Origin of the sequence: Limosilactobacillus vaginalis DSM 5837 = ATCC 49540, from assembly GCF_000159435.1 — a bacterium.
GTDB classification, from domain to species: domain Bacteria; phylum Bacillota; class Bacilli; order Lactobacillales; family Lactobacillaceae; genus Limosilactobacillus; species Limosilactobacillus vaginalis.
Genome location: NZ_GG693415.1, coordinates 242,412 through 259,387 on the forward strand (window position 1 = coordinate 242,412; position 16,976 = coordinate 259,387).

The 16,976-nt window shown below is 40.2% G+C and carries 14 protein-coding genes and 1 other annotated feature; all 14 genes read left to right on the plus strand.

The window, feature by feature from the left end; all coding sequences use genetic code 11:
- Positions 1–2 precede the first annotated feature (2 nt).
- Entirely contained in the window at positions 3–539 is a 537-nt protein-coding gene (mreD, locus tag HMPREF0549_RS07660; RefSeq protein ID WP_040531659.1) for a rod shape-determining protein MreD, read from the plus strand.
- 47 nt (positions 540–586) lie between these two features.
- Positions 587–818, plus strand: a binding site (T-box leader).
- A 175-nt stretch (positions 819–993) separates the two neighbouring features.
- Complete coding sequence (locus HMPREF0549_RS07665) at positions 994–1,641, plus strand: amino acid ABC transporter permease (RefSeq protein ID WP_040531661.1); 648 nt, start codon at positions 994–996, stop codon at positions 1,639–1,641.
- Positions 1,642–1,654: 13 nt separating this feature from the next.
- Positions 1,655–2,302 (plus strand): amino acid ABC transporter ATP-binding protein, encoded by a 648-nt coding sequence (locus HMPREF0549_RS07670; RefSeq protein WP_003717711.1) that lies wholly within the window; start codon positions 1,655–1,657, stop codon positions 2,300–2,302.
- 18 nt (positions 2,303–2,320) lie between these two features.
- Positions 2,321–3,163 carry an amino acid ABC transporter substrate-binding protein gene (locus HMPREF0549_RS07675; RefSeq protein WP_003717712.1) on the plus strand — a complete coding sequence of 281 codons (843 nt, stop codon included), beginning with the start codon at positions 2,321–2,323 and terminating at the stop codon, positions 3,161–3,163.
- A 266-nt stretch (positions 3,164–3,429) separates the two neighbouring features.
- Positions 3,430–4,683, plus strand: a complete 1,254-nt coding sequence (gene yfmF / locus HMPREF0549_RS07680) for an EF-P 5-aminopentanol modification-associated protein YfmF (RefSeq protein WP_040531664.1) — start codon at positions 3,430–3,432, stop codon at positions 4,681–4,683.
- Between the two features lie 6 nt (positions 4,684–4,689).
- Positions 4,690–5,988 carry an EF-P 5-aminopentanol modification-associated protein YfmH gene (yfmH, locus tag HMPREF0549_RS07685; RefSeq protein WP_003717714.1) on the plus strand — a complete coding sequence of 433 codons (1,299 nt, stop codon included), beginning with the start codon at positions 4,690–4,692 and terminating at the stop codon, positions 5,986–5,988.
- Positions 5,989–6,072: 84 nt separating this feature from the next.
- Positions 6,073–7,137, plus strand: coding sequence for a helix-turn-helix domain-containing protein (locus HMPREF0549_RS07690; protein WP_003717715.1), 1,065 nt, complete (start codon positions 6,073–6,075; stop codon positions 7,135–7,137).
- Between the two features lie 21 nt (positions 7,138–7,158).
- Positions 7,159–7,746 carry a CDP-diacylglycerol--glycerol-3-phosphate 3-phosphatidyltransferase gene (pgsA, locus tag HMPREF0549_RS07695; RefSeq protein WP_040531667.1) on the plus strand — a complete coding sequence of 196 codons (588 nt, stop codon included), beginning with the start codon at positions 7,159–7,161 and terminating at the stop codon, positions 7,744–7,746.
- Between the two features lie 176 nt (positions 7,747–7,922).
- Entirely contained in the window at positions 7,923–9,281 is a 1,359-nt protein-coding gene (locus HMPREF0549_RS07700; protein WP_003717717.1) for an MFS transporter, read from the plus strand.
- 182 nt (positions 9,282–9,463) lie between these two features.
- A complete protein-coding gene (locus HMPREF0549_RS07705; protein ID WP_003717718.1) occupies positions 9,464–10,705 on the plus strand; it encodes a competence/damage-inducible protein A in 1,242 nt (413 codons plus the stop codon).
- 88 nt (positions 10,706–10,793) lie between these two features.
- Positions 10,794–11,876 carry a recombinase RecA gene (recA, locus tag HMPREF0549_RS07710; protein ID WP_003717719.1) on the plus strand — a complete coding sequence of 361 codons (1,083 nt, stop codon included), beginning with the start codon at positions 10,794–10,796 and terminating at the stop codon, positions 11,874–11,876.
- 230 nt (positions 11,877–12,106) lie between these two features.
- The gene (gene rny / locus HMPREF0549_RS07715; protein WP_040531670.1) at positions 12,107–13,666 is read left to right on the plus strand and encodes a ribonuclease Y; all 1,560 of its coding nucleotides are present in this window, start codon (positions 12,107–12,109) and stop codon (positions 13,664–13,666) included.
- A 184-nt stretch (positions 13,667–13,850) separates the two neighbouring features.
- Entirely contained in the window at positions 13,851–16,484 is a 2,634-nt protein-coding gene (gene mutS, locus HMPREF0549_RS07720) for a DNA mismatch repair protein MutS (protein ID WP_003717721.1), read from the plus strand.
- Positions 16,485–16,494: 10 nt separating this feature from the next.
- A partial coding sequence (gene mutL / locus HMPREF0549_RS10165) for a DNA mismatch repair endonuclease MutL (RefSeq protein ID WP_003717722.1) occupies positions 16,495–16,976 on the plus strand: 482 nt, incomplete at its 3' end.

Below are 16,976 nucleotides of genomic sequence, written 5' to 3' on the forward strand. Positions count from 1 at the left end.
TAATGTATAGATTATCGAGATTAAGATACATTTTTCCGTTAGGGTTATTTATATCGTTGTTTTTAGATGGTTCGTTAAGTAATGTTTGGGCTAAACTATTTTTTAGCTATCCATATTCAATGATGAGTGAGTTAGTATTGCTTTGGTTAGTTCTCTCGTATTACTTTGAAGAAGAGATTGAAATTCCGTTAATTCCCTTTGCTGCACTTGCAGGGATCGTTTTTGATGTCTACTTTACGGGAATTTTGGGATTAGACATTTTCCTTTTTCCGTTAATTGTTGAACTTACCAAAGTTCTTTCAAGATATTTTAGCCAGTCGTTTTTAACGATCATTATGATTTTCTTTATTGATATTGTTGCCTTTGTAACGTTGACGTACTGGGCATATTCATTAGTTGGGATTACACATATGGATATTGGCGATTACCTTGTGTTTACTCTTGCACCAACCCTAGCGCTTAACTTGGTTTACTTTGTAATCCTCTATTGGCCAATTCAGGCAATTTATACTTGGGCTCTAACACAAAAAAGATCTTAAAAAGGATTGACAAAGTGAATTATCAAGTGTAGGATACATGACAATATCAAAAAACGAAGAACAGACTAGTAAAGAATTAACTTGCTCTTAAGAGAGTTCACTGTGGTGGGATGTGAATGAGCTGGTGTTCTTGAATCACATCTGCAAGTTGATCCATTGAAGTAAGTAGGTGGATCCGGGGAAGCCCGTTACAGCGCGGAGTTTAATTAATGAACTTACTGAGGTTGCTTTTGTGAGAAAGTAACAACATGAGGTGGAACCGCGTGAAACGCCCTCATAGTCATATTTGACTATGAGGGCGTTTTTCTCTTTCCAGATAATTAGACTCACGAGGTAATTACTGTGAGGTAATTATAAAATGAGGTGGGACCACGACTTGCTCGTCCTCTTAAACTAATGTTAGTTTAAGAGGACTTTTTTGTTTAACGTTTTTGAAATTCAAGGAGGTTTTAAAATGTCACTTAATTATGTTTCACAAATCTTACCCTCACTTATTCAAGGGGCTGGATTAACGCTACAAATCTTTTTTTGGACGCTAATTGTTTCAATCCCCTTAGGAATCATTGTAAGTTTGGGACTGACATCGAAGGTTAAGCCGCTTAAATGGATTTTAGAAATTTACGTTTGGCTGATGCGGGGCACGCCATTACTTCTGCAATTAATCTTTGTCTTTTATGGATTACCAATTATTGGAATTGTCTTTCAACGATACGATGCGGCCTTAGTTGCATTTATTCTTAATTATGCCGCCTACTTTGCTGAAATATTCCGTGGTGGTTTTCAATCAGTTAGTGTTGGTCAGTATGAAGCTGCCAAAGTGTTACGGTTAAATTACTGGCAAACCGTTCGGAAGATTATCATTCCCCAAGTTGTTAAAATCGTTATCCCGTCAATTGGAAATGAAGTTATTAACTTGGTAAAAGATTCTTCCTTAGTTTATGTTATTGGTCTTGGTGACCTCTTGCGTGCAGGAAATGTGGCAACTTCACGGGATGTTACTCTTATCCCATTACTTCTGGTTGGCTTAATTTACCTAATTCTTGTTGGAATTTGCACGTTGGTATTACGTCAAGTCGAAAAACGGTACTCATATTTTAAGTAAGGAGGAGTAGTCAATGTTAGAAGTTAAAAATTTAAAGAAAAGCTTTGGCAATCGGGTAATCCTTGATGATGTTAACCTAACCGTTAAAGATGATGAAATTCTTTGTATTGTTGGTCCTTCTGGTGCTGGGAAAACGACATTGTTACGTTGCATTACAGGATTAGATACTCCTGATAGTGGTGAATTCTTGATGGATGGTAAGCCATTCGATCCTCAGGGAACTGGTGCTTCAGATCGGGTAATTGGGGTTGTCTTCCAAGATTTTAACCTTTTTCCGAACCTTTCAGTAATGGAAAACATTACCCTTGCGCCAACGATGGTGCTTAAACAACCCAAAAATGAAGCGGTAAAAAAGGCTCAAGAGTTATTAGCTGAATTAGGGTTATCAACAAAGGGCAATCTTTACCCTTGGCAATTGTCTGGTGGGCAGAAGCAACGGGTAGCAATTGCACGGGCTTTAGCAATGAAACCTAAAATTCTTTGCTATGATGAGCCAACGTCAGCCCTTGACCCGAACCTTCGTCAAGATGTTGCTAACATTATTCTTTCGCTAAAGAAGGGTGGAGTAACCCAGCTAGTAGTTACCCACGATTTGGACTTTGCCGAAGAAATTGCTGACGATTTGTTGAAAGTTAACCCACTTGATCAAGGGCAAGACTAAGAATGAGAGGTGCTTGCGATGCGTAAAATTAAATATTGGCTGGTGCTTCTAGCTTTAATTACGCCCATCATTTTTCTTAGTGGTTGTGAGAGTGTTACCCAACGTGCGAATACTCAAGATACCTGGAACCGAATTGAACGCAGAAAGCGGGTTGTTATTGGACTGGATGATAGTTTCGTACCAATGGGCTTTCGGCAAAAAAACGGGAAATTAGTTGGGTATGATGTTGATCTGGCACGGGCTGTCTTTAAGCAGTACGGGATTAAGGCCGATTTTCAACCAATTGATTGGTCGATGAAGGAAACGGAATTGAAAAATGGGACAATTGATTTGCTATGGAATGGTTACTCAATTAATTCTAGTCGACGGAAAAAGGTTGCTTTCAGTCGACCATACTTGAAGAACGAGCAGATTCTTGTTACCAAAAAAGCTTCTAACATTTTAAACTTTGCCGGTATGAAGGGTAAATCATTAGGGGTTCAGAATGGTTCAACTGGACTTACTGCATTGGATGAGCGGCCTAAAGCTCTTAAGGACTTAATTAAAAACCAGAAACCGGTCCTCTATGATACTTTCCCGGATGCGTTTATCGACTTAAACGCAAACCGGATTCAAGGAATTTTGATGGATCAGGTATATGCAGATTATTATATTAAGCACCAAAAAAATAGTTCTTCATACAGGACCTATTCTAGTAAAGAACTCCCTGTTGAGTATTATGCTGTGGGGATGCGGAAGGGTGACAAGACTCTTCGCCAAAAAATTAATGCTGGACTGGGTAAATTACAAAAGAATGGTGAATTAAGAAAAATTAACCAGAAGTGGTTCGGTACTAATAGTAACTACCTTGGTGCAGATTAAAATTTTTCTGTGACATCTTTAAACCATGGAAGTGGAGAGCGCAAATAGGGTTCCAGAGTTCGGCTATACCGGATACTGGAACCCATTTGCGTACCGCGCTGTTCGTATTTGAACTTGGTAAAAGTACTTATGTCACAGTCCCCACATTTTCTTAAAATTAAATTATTGACAAAGTTTGTAATTTAGGGCGTGATAAAGTATCATTATTCAGTATGATTTAGTTTCGATCTATAATTTTAATTGCATTGGGGAAGGGAGATATATCAGTGGATTATCGTCTTGCTAAGGGTGTCGATTTGCATGTTATTCCGACAAAGCAGTTTAAGATGACCCATATCTTGATTGACTTTGCGACACCACAGACAACTACGAATGCCACAGCAAGGAACCTCCTTGCTAACCTATTGGAAACAAGTACTCATCTTTATCCGACACAAACAGCGCTTGCACGTCAGATGGCAAAATTATATGGAGCATTTGTTTCACTTGGTGTTGGTCGGGTAGGCCGGTTACACACCGTTCGGCTGCGATCAAGTTTTATTAATAACTACTTGGCACAGAATAATTTATTTGCGCAGGTAACCGAGTTGATTAATCAGGTACTGTTCCACCCATTAATTGATGATGGTGAATTTGATAGCCCGACTTTCCGTCTTCAGGTAAATAACCTTGCTAGTTCAATTAAAGCGCTATACGATGACAAACAATTTTATGCTAATCAGCAATTATTAAAGCTCTATTATGCTCCTGATTCCGTTATGAGGACGCCGAGCTTTGGTAAAATTACGGATCTTGATTACTGTACGCCTGCAAGCCTTGTTCAAACATATGAGAAAATGATTAACCAGGATAAGGTTGATATTTTTGTCTTGGGAAATGTTGATCCTGAAAACGTCCATTCAGCAATTTGTCAGCTACCGTTTGCTGATCGAAATTCACAGCTTCCTGAGACGCCATTTTACTTTCAACAAGCTCATGAAGATGTAATTAATCAAGAAGAACAGCAGCATGTTAGTCAGGCTAAGTTAGACCTTGGCTATCACCTGCCAATTTACTACCGAGATCCGCTATATCCGGCTGCATTAGTTTTTAATGGGCTCTTTGGTGGGACCCCTTATTCAAAACTATTTACTAATGTTCGTGAAAGGGCAGGGTTAGCATATTACGCTTCAAGTCGCCTGGCACCATTTTCCGGGTTAGTTAACGTGCAAACCGGAATCCAGCCAACTGATTACCAAACTGCTCTAACAATGATCCAGGAACAAGTAACCGAACTCCAAACCGGAAACTTTACTGAAGACTTAATGCGTGAAGTTCAGGATGCATTAATTAATCAGCATTATGCTGGCTTTGACCTTGCAAATAATATTTTGGAACACCATCTGGTTAACCAATTGCTTTCATTAGGAGAACAAACGGATTTTGCAAATCAAATCAACCAGGTGACGAAGAATGATGTAATGAAGGTTGCATCAATGATTAAACTACAGGCAAGTTATTTATTGAGTGGTGAAAAATAAAACTATATGAATAAAGAAGTTTATGACGAATTTAACCAACCGGTTTATCGACAACAGTTGCCAACCGGTTTATCCTTGCAGATGATCCCGATGAGTGGTTACCATAAAACCTATGCAATTTTTACTACTGATTTTGGTTCAATTGATAATCACTTTGTTCCGTACGGCAAAAAAAACGCAATTCAAGTTCCAGATGGGATTGCGCATTTTTTAGAGCATAAAATGTTTGAAAAGGCTGATCACGATGCATTTGATCTATTCGGAAAACTTGGTGCTGATTCAAATGCCTTTACAAGTTTTACCCAAACAAGCTACCTCTTTTCTACTACCGATCATGTTCGGGAAAGTTTGAATGTCTTGCTCGACTTTGTTCAAGAACCGTACTTTACAGAGCAAACGGTTAAAAAAGAACAGGGAATTATTGGTCAAGAGATCAAAATGTATGAGGATGACGCTGCTTGGCGGTTATATCTTGGAATCTTAGGCAACCTTTATCCCAATGATCCCATGCATATTGATATTGCAGGAACAGTCGATAGTATCAGCAAGATTACTCCCGAGTACTTAATGGAGACTTACCGGACTTTCTACCAACCTAGCAATATGAACCTAGTGTTGGCAGGAAAGTTGGATCCGGATGAGGTTGTTGAATGGGTTACTAACAATCAAAGTCGTCGGCAATTCTTACCTGCAATAACACCAGAGCGAATCTTTAACCTTCATGATCCAGCTGCTCATGATGTTATTCCGTTTCGGTCCCTAACAATGGATGTTGCCAGGCCAAAAGTTATCGTTGGGTTGCGTGGAATTGAGCTTCCTGACAGTGGTCGAGAACGGTTGCATTACAAATTAGCGATTGACTTATTACTCGATGTCCTATTTGATGATACTTCGGACAATTATTTGCGTTTATACAATAATGAGGTTCTTGACGATTCATTTGCTTATAATTTAGAAATGCAACGCGATTTTTACTTCGCATATTTCAGTTCTGACACGGATCAAATGGAACGATTTGCGGACGAAGTGATTGCTATTTTAGAAAGTGCGGATCAGCAAATTGATGCTGCGAGAACACGCTTTAATGAAATTAAGAATGCGGAGATTGGTCGCTTAACTGGCTTATTGGATTCGCCAGAGGCTGTTGCAAACCATTATGGAGGAAGTTTCTTCGATGGTGCTAACCTGATGGATGAGATTAGGGAATTACGATCAATCAATTTGAATGACCTTTATGATGTTGCCAAACGCTTCATTGTTTCACGGGGGATTTCTGTATTCCAAATTATTCCACAGCACCGTTAATTCAATACTTTCTTAATAATTGATAGCGGGATGCCATGCTATAATTAGCAGGTAGGATTAAAATTCAGAGATGGAGATATCACAATGAGTGAAAACGATAATGAACAACAAATCCAAATTGGAAAGAAGCTACGTGATGCCCGCCAAGCCAAGGGTTACACGTTAGATGACTTACAACAGTTAACGAAAATTCAAAAGCGATACTTAATTGCAATTGAAGACGAAAAATTTGACGAATTGCCAGGGGACTTTTACGTTCGGGCCTTTATTAAGCAATATGCAGATACGGTGGGCCTTGATGGCAATGAGCTGTTAAAAGAGTTCAATGAACAATTACCTAAGGCGAAGACGGAGGAATATTCCGACCACATTAGTCAGGCAGTTGAAACACGAGCAAATCGGCGGAAAACCGTTAGCCAAGGGGTTAGCAAGGTTCGCCAATACATGCCAACCATTATTATTGCGTGTGTAATCGTGATTGTTCTAGCTGCAATTTGGGTAACAGCAATTGTTCGTGGTCATCAGGATGCTTCAACAAAGATCGATAATAGCTCTGTTTCGGTTTCGGGTGAAAGTCGGAAGAAGAGCAGCAGTTCTGTAAAGAAGAGTTCTACTAAGCCAAAGAAGAGTGCGGCTATTAAATTAACAGAAGCTAGCCGGAATAATAATAGTGTTACTTACAATGCTGCTTCATTAAAGAAGGATGCCAAGTTACAAATTAAGACAAGCGGTCGGGCATGGAACAGTGTTACTACTGATGGTACAAGTGCTCTAAGCCGGACAATGGACGCTAATTCAACGGCTAATGTAACTATTAAACGAACTACCAATACAGTTGTTATTACTGTTGGTAATGCTTCAGCTACTACCTTAAAGCTTGGTAATAAGAAGATTAACTTTACGGATAATGGTCGTTACAATAATACTCGAATAGTGACGATCCACTTTGGTAATTCATCAAGTTCATCTGTATCAAGCAGTGTTTCCTCTAGTCGAACTACTAGTGGTCAGCAAACTACTACCCAGACGACGAGAACTAGCCAAACAACCCAAAGCACTACAACTAATGCGGCCCGGACTACTACAAATCAAAGTCAGAACCGGACACAAACGCAACAGTCACAAACTAACCAAACGCAGTCACGTTAATGGTTATGAGGAGGAAGTAATTTGAATTTACCTAATAAACTAACCGTTGTGCGGTTAATCATCATCCCCTTTTTCTTACTGCTAATGGTTCTCCCATTACAATCGTGGGGTGCGATTAGCTTTTGGGGTGCGACAATTCCCGTTTCACAATTTATTGCTGCAATCTTATTTATTGCAGCAACGTTAACCGATAATTTAGACGGTCGAATTGCGCGTAAGCACCACTTAGTAACTAATTTTGGAAAGTTTACTGATCCGCTAGCAGATAAATTACTAGTAATGACGGCATTTATTGTTTTAACTGGTAATCAAGTTGTTCCTGCCTGGGTAACATCAATTATTATCTGGCGAGAATTATCGGTTACTGGGTTGCGTCTCTTGTTGGTAGAGCAAGACGGTATTGTTTTGGCTGCTAAAATGCCAGGGAAAATTAAAACAACTACCCAGTTTATTGCAATTATCTTCTTACTTCTTAATAACGTGATTTTTGCAATTTGGGGAATTCCGTTCGGTCAAATTATGCTATACATTTGCCTATTCTTTACCATTTACTCTGGGGTTGACTACTTTATTCAGGGACGAGATGTCTTTTCAGACGGTTTTAAATAATTATTACTTTTATATGTATAAGAAACGACTTGGCTCATCTTTGAGCGAGGTCGTTTTTGTTTTGATAAAAAAAGTTATTGATATTTTTAGAAAAAATGTTCATTTATTGTTTGAAATATGTTAATATTGGTCTGTACCTTTTTTTGAAAAGGATTTCATATTAAGGAGATGTAGTTATGCTTTCATTTTTGAAACCAGCTCCTGATGCTAAAACTAAGGTTCCAAAGGATAAAATTTCAACCGTTTATAAGTGGCGTCAAGTTGGTGTTTTATTGTCAATCTGTATTGGTTACATTGGCTATTATGTTATTCGTCTTATTTTCACAACCGAACAGAATGACATTATGAAGCAATATGGATTTACTACGGCTGATATCGGGATGGTTCTTTCTTGTTTTGGTATTGGTTATGGTATTTCTAAGCTGTTCATGGGAGCACTTAGTGATAAGAGTAACCCAAATCACTATTTAGCAACTGGGTTGATTATTTCAGCAATTTTGAACTTCGGGTTAGGGGCTACAAAGAACCTTTACGTAATGATGTTCTTAATGCTTGTAATGTCAGTTGCTCAAGGGATGGGGGCTGCCGCATGTCAACGGATCGTTCAACTTTGGTGGGGTAAGAAGCACCGTGGAGCTATTTACTCTATTTGGTCTTCTGCCCACAACGCTGGTGCTTTTGTCTGTGTTGCCGTTGTTCAATTGGCAACTTTCATGTTCTCAGGTTCAATTCCGGCTGTGTTCTACACGGCATCAGTTGTTTCATTGATTATCGCTGCCTTCGTATTGATCTGTGGTGCTGATCGGCCAACAACTGTAGGTTTGCCAAGTATTTCTCAATACACTGGCGATGAGGTTGTTCTTGAAAACGGTAAGGCTTCCTCATCAGAATTAACAAACTTAACCTTGCCACAAATTTTTGTAAAGTACATTTTGACTAACAAGGTAGTTTGGGCGATTACGCTAACTTCAATGTCTCTTTACCTGGTTCGTTACGGGGTTATGAGTTGGATTCCAAGTTTCCTTGTTCAATCTAAGGGCTTCAGTCCATCGTTTGCTAAGTGGTTAGTCGGGATCTTTGAATTAGCAGCTGTTCCAGGTGTTATCATTATGGGTGCCATTTCTGACTTCTTAAAGGATCGACGGGCAATTGTTTGTATCGCTTGTGTTATCTTGCTTTTCATTTGCCTGACTACTTACTTCTTTAGTACAAGTCATGCCTTAATTGTTACTGTTCTTTTCATTATGGGAACTTTAATTTACGCCCCATTAACATTAGTTGGTTTAATGGTTAATGAAGCTGTTCCAAAGTTTGCCGTTGGGTCCTCAACAGGATTCATGGGCTTCTTCCAATACATTTTTGGTGAAACTTTGGCAACTGCCTTAATTGGGGTTTTAGTATCCAAGTATGGTTGGTTAGCAAGTAACATTGTCCTCTATTCAGCTGCAACACTTGCCCTCTTGTTGTTAATCTACATTATGTTTAACGAAAACCGTGTGGCAAAGCTTGCCAAAGAGGAAAATAATAAAGAATAAGCACTAAGCTGTTTTTGTAAGCAAAAGACTCTAGTTTCAGTTTATCTGGATACTAGAGTTTTTTGATCGAGACTTATATCTCTAAGAAATTAGTTATATCATTTATCTAGGACAAAAAATTATTTTCCATAAAAAATAAAATTGAAGTAATTTTACGTTATTGATAGTTGGAGGCAAAAAACATGAATGCAGAAATTATTTCGGTTGGTGATGAACTTCAGCGTGGTGAAATCACGAATACTAATTCAGCATTTTTAGCAAAAAAGCTCAATTCTTTAGGCATTACGGTAGCATCGCAAGTAACAGTCGGGGATGATCCAACTGCCATTATTAATTGTGTACGGGAAGCGCAGGATCGTGCAGAGATTATTTTTATTTGTGGCGGTTTAGGACCAACAGCAGATGATGTTACCTTGTCAGCAGTCGCGAGAGGTGTTGGTGTAATGGTAAAGACCGATGATCAAACCTGGCACCACCTTTTGGGAATCTTTGCACAGCGGCAAATTCCGGTTCAACCGGAGAATAAGCGCCAGGCTCAATACATTGGCGAGCTAATTCCAAATTCGCGGGGACTCGCTTTAGGAAGCTGGTTCAAGACGGCAAAGAGCCGAGTGGTAATTCTTCCCGGACCCCCTGCCGAATTTCAAGCAATGGTGGATCGAGAGGTGCTTCCGCGAATTATCAAAGAGTTTAGTATTCAAAAAACGATCAAAACACGAGCACTCCATTTTCTTGGTCGGCCTGAATCAACCTTAATGAGCGAGTTAAAGCCGATAATGAAGGATTACCCTAACGTTGCTATTACTTCCTACGTCAAGCCAACTAATATTGAGCTCCGGTTAACGATAATTGCAGGTGCACACGCAGATATTAAAGCAACATTTGATCGGGTAACTAAGGCAATTCTGAAAAAAGAGCAGCAATACTATCTGGGAATGGGGAATGACTTTAATTTAGCCAATGAGGTTGTTGGTCTCCTTAAGCAGCAAAAGCTAAAAATTACGGGGGCTGAAAGTTTGACTGGGGGACTCTTTCAAAGTACGATTTGTTCTATTCCTGGAGCTTCGGCGATCTTTGATGGGGGCTTTGTTACCTATGCTGCTGAAGCAAAAATTAGCTTGCTTGGTATTCCTGCTTCACTGATTAACCAAAACGGGGTTGTAAGTAGTGCGACTGCTCAGGCAATGGCAGATTACTCACGAAAGAAGCTTGATGCGGACTTTGGAATTGGCTTTACAGGGGTTGCGGGGCCCGATGAACTCGAAGGACAACCAGCTGGAACGGTGTGGATTGGATTGGCGCGCAAAGGCCAACCTACTATCTCTAAGCAATTACGGTTGGCCGGATATTTGGGACGACAAGAAATTCGCTTACTGAGCGTTCAGTATGGTTTACAGATGCTTTTAAAGGAATTAAGAAAATAACCGAACTTTTGTTTGCTAAAATTCTTGTTTTTTTGCCCAAAACTGTTATGATTATTAACGGATATTCCGTTTCAAAGGAGGAATTATTTTGGCTGATCAACGAAAAGCAGCACTTGATGTCGCAATTCGTAAAATTGAAAAGAATTTCGGTAAGGGCTCCATCATGCGGATGGGGGATGCTGCCGATATGAAGATTGCTACAGTTTCAAGTGGTTCATTAGCAATTGACAAGGCCCTTGGTGTAGGTGGTTACCCCCGTGGCCGAATTGTTGAAATTTATGGTCCTGAAAGTTCAGGTAAGACGACCGTTGCTTTGCAGGCGGTTGCCGAAGTGCAGCGTCAAGGCGGAACAGCTGCCTATATTGATGCTGAAAACGCCCTTGATCCTCAATATGCAGAGGCATTAGGTGTAAACGTCGATGACTTACTTCTTTCTCAACCAGATACTGGTGAAGAAGGACTAGAGATTGCGGATGCTTTGATTTCTAGTGGAGCAGTTGATTTGGTAGTTGTTGACTCGGTAGCTGCACTTGTCCCACGTGCCGAAATTGAAGGTGAGATGGGGGATGCCCATGTTGGTCTTCAGGCACGGTTAATGTCACAAGCATTGCGGAAGCTTTCTGGGGAGATTAACAAGACAAAGACGATTGCCATCTTTATTAACCAAATTCGTGAAAAAGTTGGTGTGATGTTCGGTAATCCAGAAACTACTACCGGTGGCCGAGCATTAAAGTTCTACTCAACAATTCGAATGGAAATTCGGCGGTCTGAACAGATCAAAAACGGCACTAATGTTATTGGTAACCGGACAAAGATTAAAATCGTTAAGAATAAGGTTGCTCCGCCGTTTAAGCGCGCTGAAGTTGACATTATGTATGGCGAAGGAATTTCCAAGACCGGTGAACTTCTTGATATGGCTGTTGAACAAGATCTCGTTAAGAAGTCTGGTGCATGGTATTCATATGGCGATGAACGGATTGGTCAAGGACGTGAAAATGCTAAGAACTGGTTGGCTGAACACCCTGATAGTATGGCTGAACTGATGAATAAGGTTCGTGAAGCTAACGGAATGGAACCGTTAAAGGATACTGCAAATAAGTCTCAAAACGGGAAGCAAAGCACCAATTCTGAAGCTAAGCAGGAAACAATTGAAGAAGCAAGCAAAAAATAAAAGATTTAAATACTAGGAAGAGATTAGACTCTGTAAGTTTAATAATTACTAGCAATAGATAAAGACCGGGAAAACATTTTTCCGGCCTTATTTAATTATTGAAAGAATGGTTGACACTAATTAACGGCAAGCTTAAAATTTAATTTGTGTGGTATTTAATTTATCATACGGTTAAATTAAACTAATTAATTGAACCAATAATAAAAAATAGTGAAAGCGGAGGTGAAATGATGGAAGCTTTCGGCTTAGTTTTCGCCGCGCTTGCTATGATTATCGGTGTTATTATTGGATATGCAATTCATAAGGTTTCTGTTGAAAAGCAACTCAAAGCTGCTAATCAAAGTGCAGAGCAAATTCTTTCCACTGCAAAACAGGATGCTGCGACGGCGAAAAAAGAGGCTATTTTAGAGGCCAAGGAAGAAAGCCATCGTTACCGAGAAAGTGTTGAACAAGAACTGAAACAACGGCGAAATGAGGTTCAGAAGCAAGAAGATCGACTCTTGCAACGGGAAACCTCATTAGATCGCAAAGATGATGCTCTTGAAAAGCGAGAGGGTGCTGTTGGTAAACGGGAGCACCAACTTGAACAACAAACTAACCAGTTAAAAGTATCTCAAGAAAAGGCAGATTCGTTAATTGAACAGCGACAACAAGAATTGGAAAAAGTTGCCCAATTGTCTCACGAGGATGCAAAAACCCAGGTCTTAGATCAGGTTAAGGAAGAGCTAAAGACCGAGCGGGCAATTATGATTCGTGATAGTGAACAAAATGCTGAATTGGTTGCTGATAAAACAGCAAAGAAGCTGATTGTTGAAGCAATTCAACGAAGCGCTGCGGATGTTGTTTCCGAAGCAACGGTTTCTGTTGTTAACTTACCAAACGATGACATGAAGGGGAGAATTATTGGTCGAGAAGGACGAAATATTCGGACCCTAGAAACTCTGACGGGAATTGATTTGATTATTGATGATACTCCTGAAGCTGTTGTGTTAAGCGGATTTGATCCGGTTCGGCGTGAAATTGCTAAGATTGCTTTGGAAAAGCTGATTCAGGATGGACGTATTCATCCGGCAAGAATTGAAGAAGCTGTTGATAAAGCCCGTCAAGAAATGGATGCTAACCTTCGAGAAACTGGTGAACAAGTTCTCTTCGATCTCGGAATTCATTCAATGCATCCGGACTTGATTAAGACAATTGGTCGGATGAAGTACCGGACTAGTTACGGTCAAAACGTCCTTGATCATTCGATTGAAGTTGCTAAGCTTGCTGGAATAATGGCAGCAGAGTTAGGAGAAGATGTGACCCTTGCTAAGCGGGCAGGTCTTCTTCACGATATTGGAAAGGCAATTGACCACGAAGTTGATGGTTCGCATGTTGAGCTAGGTGTTGAATTAACTACCAAGTATAAGGAAAATAAAGTAGTAATTAACACGATTGCTTCACACCACGGTGATGTTCCGGCAAAATCAGTGATTGCCGCGCTTGTTCAGGCTGCTGATGCTATTTCTGGTGCACGCCCTGGTGCGCGGAGTGAATCACTTGAACAATATATTCAACGATTAAAGAAACTGGAAAGTATTGCAAATGACCATAATGGTGTCGATCATAGTTACGCAATTCAGGCAGGTCGTGAATTGCGGGTAATAGTTAAACCAAAGAAGATTTCGGATCTTCAAGCAATTGCTTTGTCTCATGATATTAAACATGAAATTGAACAGGAGCTTGAATACCCTGGTCATATCAAGGTAACTGTTATTCGTGAAACTCGAGCGATCGACTACGCAAAGTAAATGACATGTTAGAGAAAAACGCTTTAATATGGTAAAGAGACTAGGTTATTTCCTGGCCTCTTTCTTTATTTTGCCATTCTCTTTCTTGCACTTGAATTACGCAAAAAATATAATAAATAAAGTAAAGATACGGTAAAAAAACGTTATAAGTTATATAGAGAGAAAAATTACGGGGTGAAATTAGGTGGCAAAGAAAACAACGCCAATGATGGAACAGTACCAAAAGGTCAAGGATCAATACCCAGATGCATTTTTATTTTACCGGTTAGGGGACTTTTACGAGCTCTTTAACGATGATGCAATTAAGGGTGCCCAATTGCTTGAATTAACGCTAACAACAAGAAATCATAGTGCTAAGAACCCGATCCCGATGTGTGGCGTTCCCCATCGAGCCGTTAACAGCTACATTGATGTACTAATTGATAAGGGATATAAGGTTGCAATTTGTGAGCAAATGGAGGACCCCAAAAAAGCCAAGGGGATGGTTAAGCGGGCAGTTACCCGGTTAATTACTCCAGGAACTCAAATGGACTTGAACGGTGATCAGGCTAAAAACAATAACTATTTAGCGGGAATTATCCGTCAAAACGGTCATTATTATCTGGCGTATACTGATTTATCAACTGGAGAATTAAAAACAACCGATTTTGCAAGTGAGGATGAGGTCATTAATGAGCTGATTAACTTGCAGAGTCGGGAAGTTGTCCTTGATGATTCAGTTGAAGATGATTTTAAGCAACAGTTAACTAAACGAAATATTTTGCAATCACACCAGCCTGAAATTGTGAATGAAGCAGAGGTGAGTTACCTAACCCAAGACTTAACTGATGAAGGTCAGCAAGCCGTTGTTTCACTTCTAGTTTCGTACCTGCTAACAACGCAAAAACGTTCACTAGCGCATTTGCAAAAAGCAATTTCTTACCGGCCCAGCTCCTTTATGAAGATTGATCACTATTCAAAAACTAATCTTGAATTAATGACCAACATGCGGAGTGGTAAACGACAGGGAACGTTAGCCTGGTTGCTTGACGAAACAAAAACGGCAATGGGAAGCCGGCTATTAAAACGGTGGCTAGATCGACCGTTAATTGACCCCAAGCAAATTAGTGCTCGTCAGGATAAGGTTCAAGAGCTCCTTGAACACTATTTTGAGCGAAATAATATCCAGCAAGAGCTGATTAAAGTTTATGATTTGGAGCGGCTTGCTGGTCGAGTAGCATACGGAAGCGTTAATGGCCGGGATTTAATTCAGTTAAAGACTTCATTGCTTCAGGTACCAAAAATTAAGTATACCTTAGAGACGCTTGATGCACCGGCATTTGCTGACTTGGAGAAGCAACTCGATCCCTTGAGTGATGTAGCATCCCTGATCGAAAACTCAATCGTTGAAGATCCACCAATTAGTGTGACTGATGGTGGAGTAATTAAGGATGGTTATGATCAGCAGCTTGATGAGTACCGTGACGCGATGAATAACGGTAAGCAATGGATTGCGGATTTGCAAAAGCACGAACGAGAGGTAACGGGAATCAATAACCTCAAAATCGGTTATAACCATGTTTTTGGTTACTATATTGAGGTGACAAAGGTTAACCTCAATAAGATTCCTCGTGACCGCTATGAACGGAAGCAAACACTGGTAAACGCGGAACGGTTCTCAACGCCTGAGCTAAAGGAAAAAGAAGCGTTAATTTTAGGTGCTCAAGAAAAATCAACCGCACTTGAATACGATGTCTTTGTTAAGATTCGGGAGAAAGTGAAAAAGCAGATTAAACGGTTGCAAAGCTTGGCTCAAGCGTTGTCTGAATTAGATGTTCTCCAAAGCTTCGCGGTTGTCAGTGAAGATTATCATTTTGTTCGTCCACAAATGAACACGGGTCACGTATTGAAAATCAAGGATGGTCGGCACCCCGTTGTTGAAAAGTTTATGGGTCATCAAGAATATGTTCCTAATGATGTTATGATGGATGAATCAACGGATATTCTTTTGATTACTGGACCAAACATGTCTGGTAAGAGTACCTATATGCGTCAATTAGCATTGACCGCTGTGATGGCTCAAATGGGGTGCTTTGTTCCGGCAGAACGGGCAGAGTTACCTATTTTTGACCAAATTTTTACCCGCATTGGGGCAGCGGATGACTTAATTTCTGGTGAAAGTACCTTTATGGTTGAAATGATGGAGGCTAATAATGCCCTAATGCACGCTACTGATCGGAGTTTAATCTTATTTGATGAAATTGGTCGGGGAACTGCTACCTATGATGGGATGGCATTAGCTCAAGCGATTATTGAATACATTCATGAGCATTTGCGGGCTAAAACGCTTTTTTCGACTCACTATCATGAATTAACTGCTCTTGAAACAACCCTGTCCCGGCTAAAGAATGTTCATGTTGGCGCAACGGAGAAAAATGGCGAATTAGTATTCTTACACAAGGTGAGTGCTGGACCAGCAGATAAGTCATACGGGATTCACGTTGCTAAATTAGCTGGGATGCCTGAGGATCTCCTGAAGCGTGCCGATCAAATTCTCAGCTCTCTAGAAAAGAAGGATGTAAAGCTGCCGACAATTCCTGCGTCTATTGAGCAGCAGTCTGAGGCAAGTAAGGTTAAAGAAAAAACTGTTCATCCTGCTACTCAACCACCATTGGTTGATCCAAATGGGCAAGTAGAACTATTTGGAACTCCAGCACCCAAAGCAAAGGACCCGGCAGCTGCAAAAATTATTAAGCAGTTAAAGAACCTTAACTTGATGGGGATGACACCAATGGATGTTATGAACCAAATTTATCAATGGCAGCAAAAGTTAAAGTAAGGTGGCATAAATGGGAAAGATCCATGAATTAACTAATGTATTAGCGGATCAAATTGCCGCTGGGGAAGTAATCGAACGGCCCGCGTCAATTGTTAAGGAGCTGGTCGAAAATTCGTTAGATGCTAACAGTAAGCGAATTGACATTATTGTCGAAAATTCTGGCCTGGATAGTATCAGGGTAATTGACGATGGTTCTGGGATTGCGGATGATGATGTTAAAATTGCATTTAAGCGTCACGCTACCAGTAAGATTACAACTCGACGCGATCTTTTTAAGGTTCGGACAATGGGTTTCCGGGGTGAAGCTTTGCCAAGCATTGCCTCAGTAGCTGATGTTACCTTAACGACAGCTACACCGGGTAGTACGACTGGTTCTTTAATCCATATTCATGGTGGTGAACTAGTTGACTTAAAGCCGGGACCAGCGCGTCAAGGAACTGACGTGGTTGTTCGTGAACTTTTCTTTAATACCCCAGCACGGTTAAAATATTT

Bases quoted from the DNA above. Each gene is read 5' to 3' on its own strand.
- HMPREF0549_RS07665 (WP_040531661.1), top strand. From the start codon at position 994: ATGTCACTTAATTATGTTTCACAAATCTTACCCTCACTTATTCAAGGG.
- HMPREF0549_RS07700 (WP_003717717.1), top strand. From the start codon at position 7,923: ATGCTTTCATTTTTGAAACCAGCTCCTGATGCTAAAACTAAGGTTCCA.
- mreD (WP_040531659.1), top strand. From the start codon at position 3: ATGTATAGATTATCGAGATTAAGATACATTTTTCCGTTAGGGTTATTT.
- HMPREF0549_RS07675 (WP_003717712.1), top strand. From the start codon at position 2,321: ATGCGTAAAATTAAATATTGGCTGGTGCTTCTAGCTTTAATTACGCCC.
- yfmH (WP_003717714.1), top strand. From the start codon at position 4,690: ATGAATAAAGAAGTTTATGACGAATTTAACCAACCGGTTTATCGACAA.
- HMPREF0549_RS07670 (WP_003717711.1), top strand. From the start codon at position 1,655: ATGTTAGAAGTTAAAAATTTAAAGAAAAGCTTTGGCAATCGGGTAATC.
- HMPREF0549_RS07705 (WP_003717718.1), top strand. From the start codon at position 9,464: ATGAATGCAGAAATTATTTCGGTTGGTGATGAACTTCAGCGTGGTGAA.
- rny (WP_040531670.1), top strand. From the start codon at position 12,107: ATGGAAGCTTTCGGCTTAGTTTTCGCCGCGCTTGCTATGATTATCGGT.
- HMPREF0549_RS07690 (WP_003717715.1), top strand. From the start codon at position 6,073: ATGAGTGAAAACGATAATGAACAACAAATCCAAATTGGAAAGAAGCTA.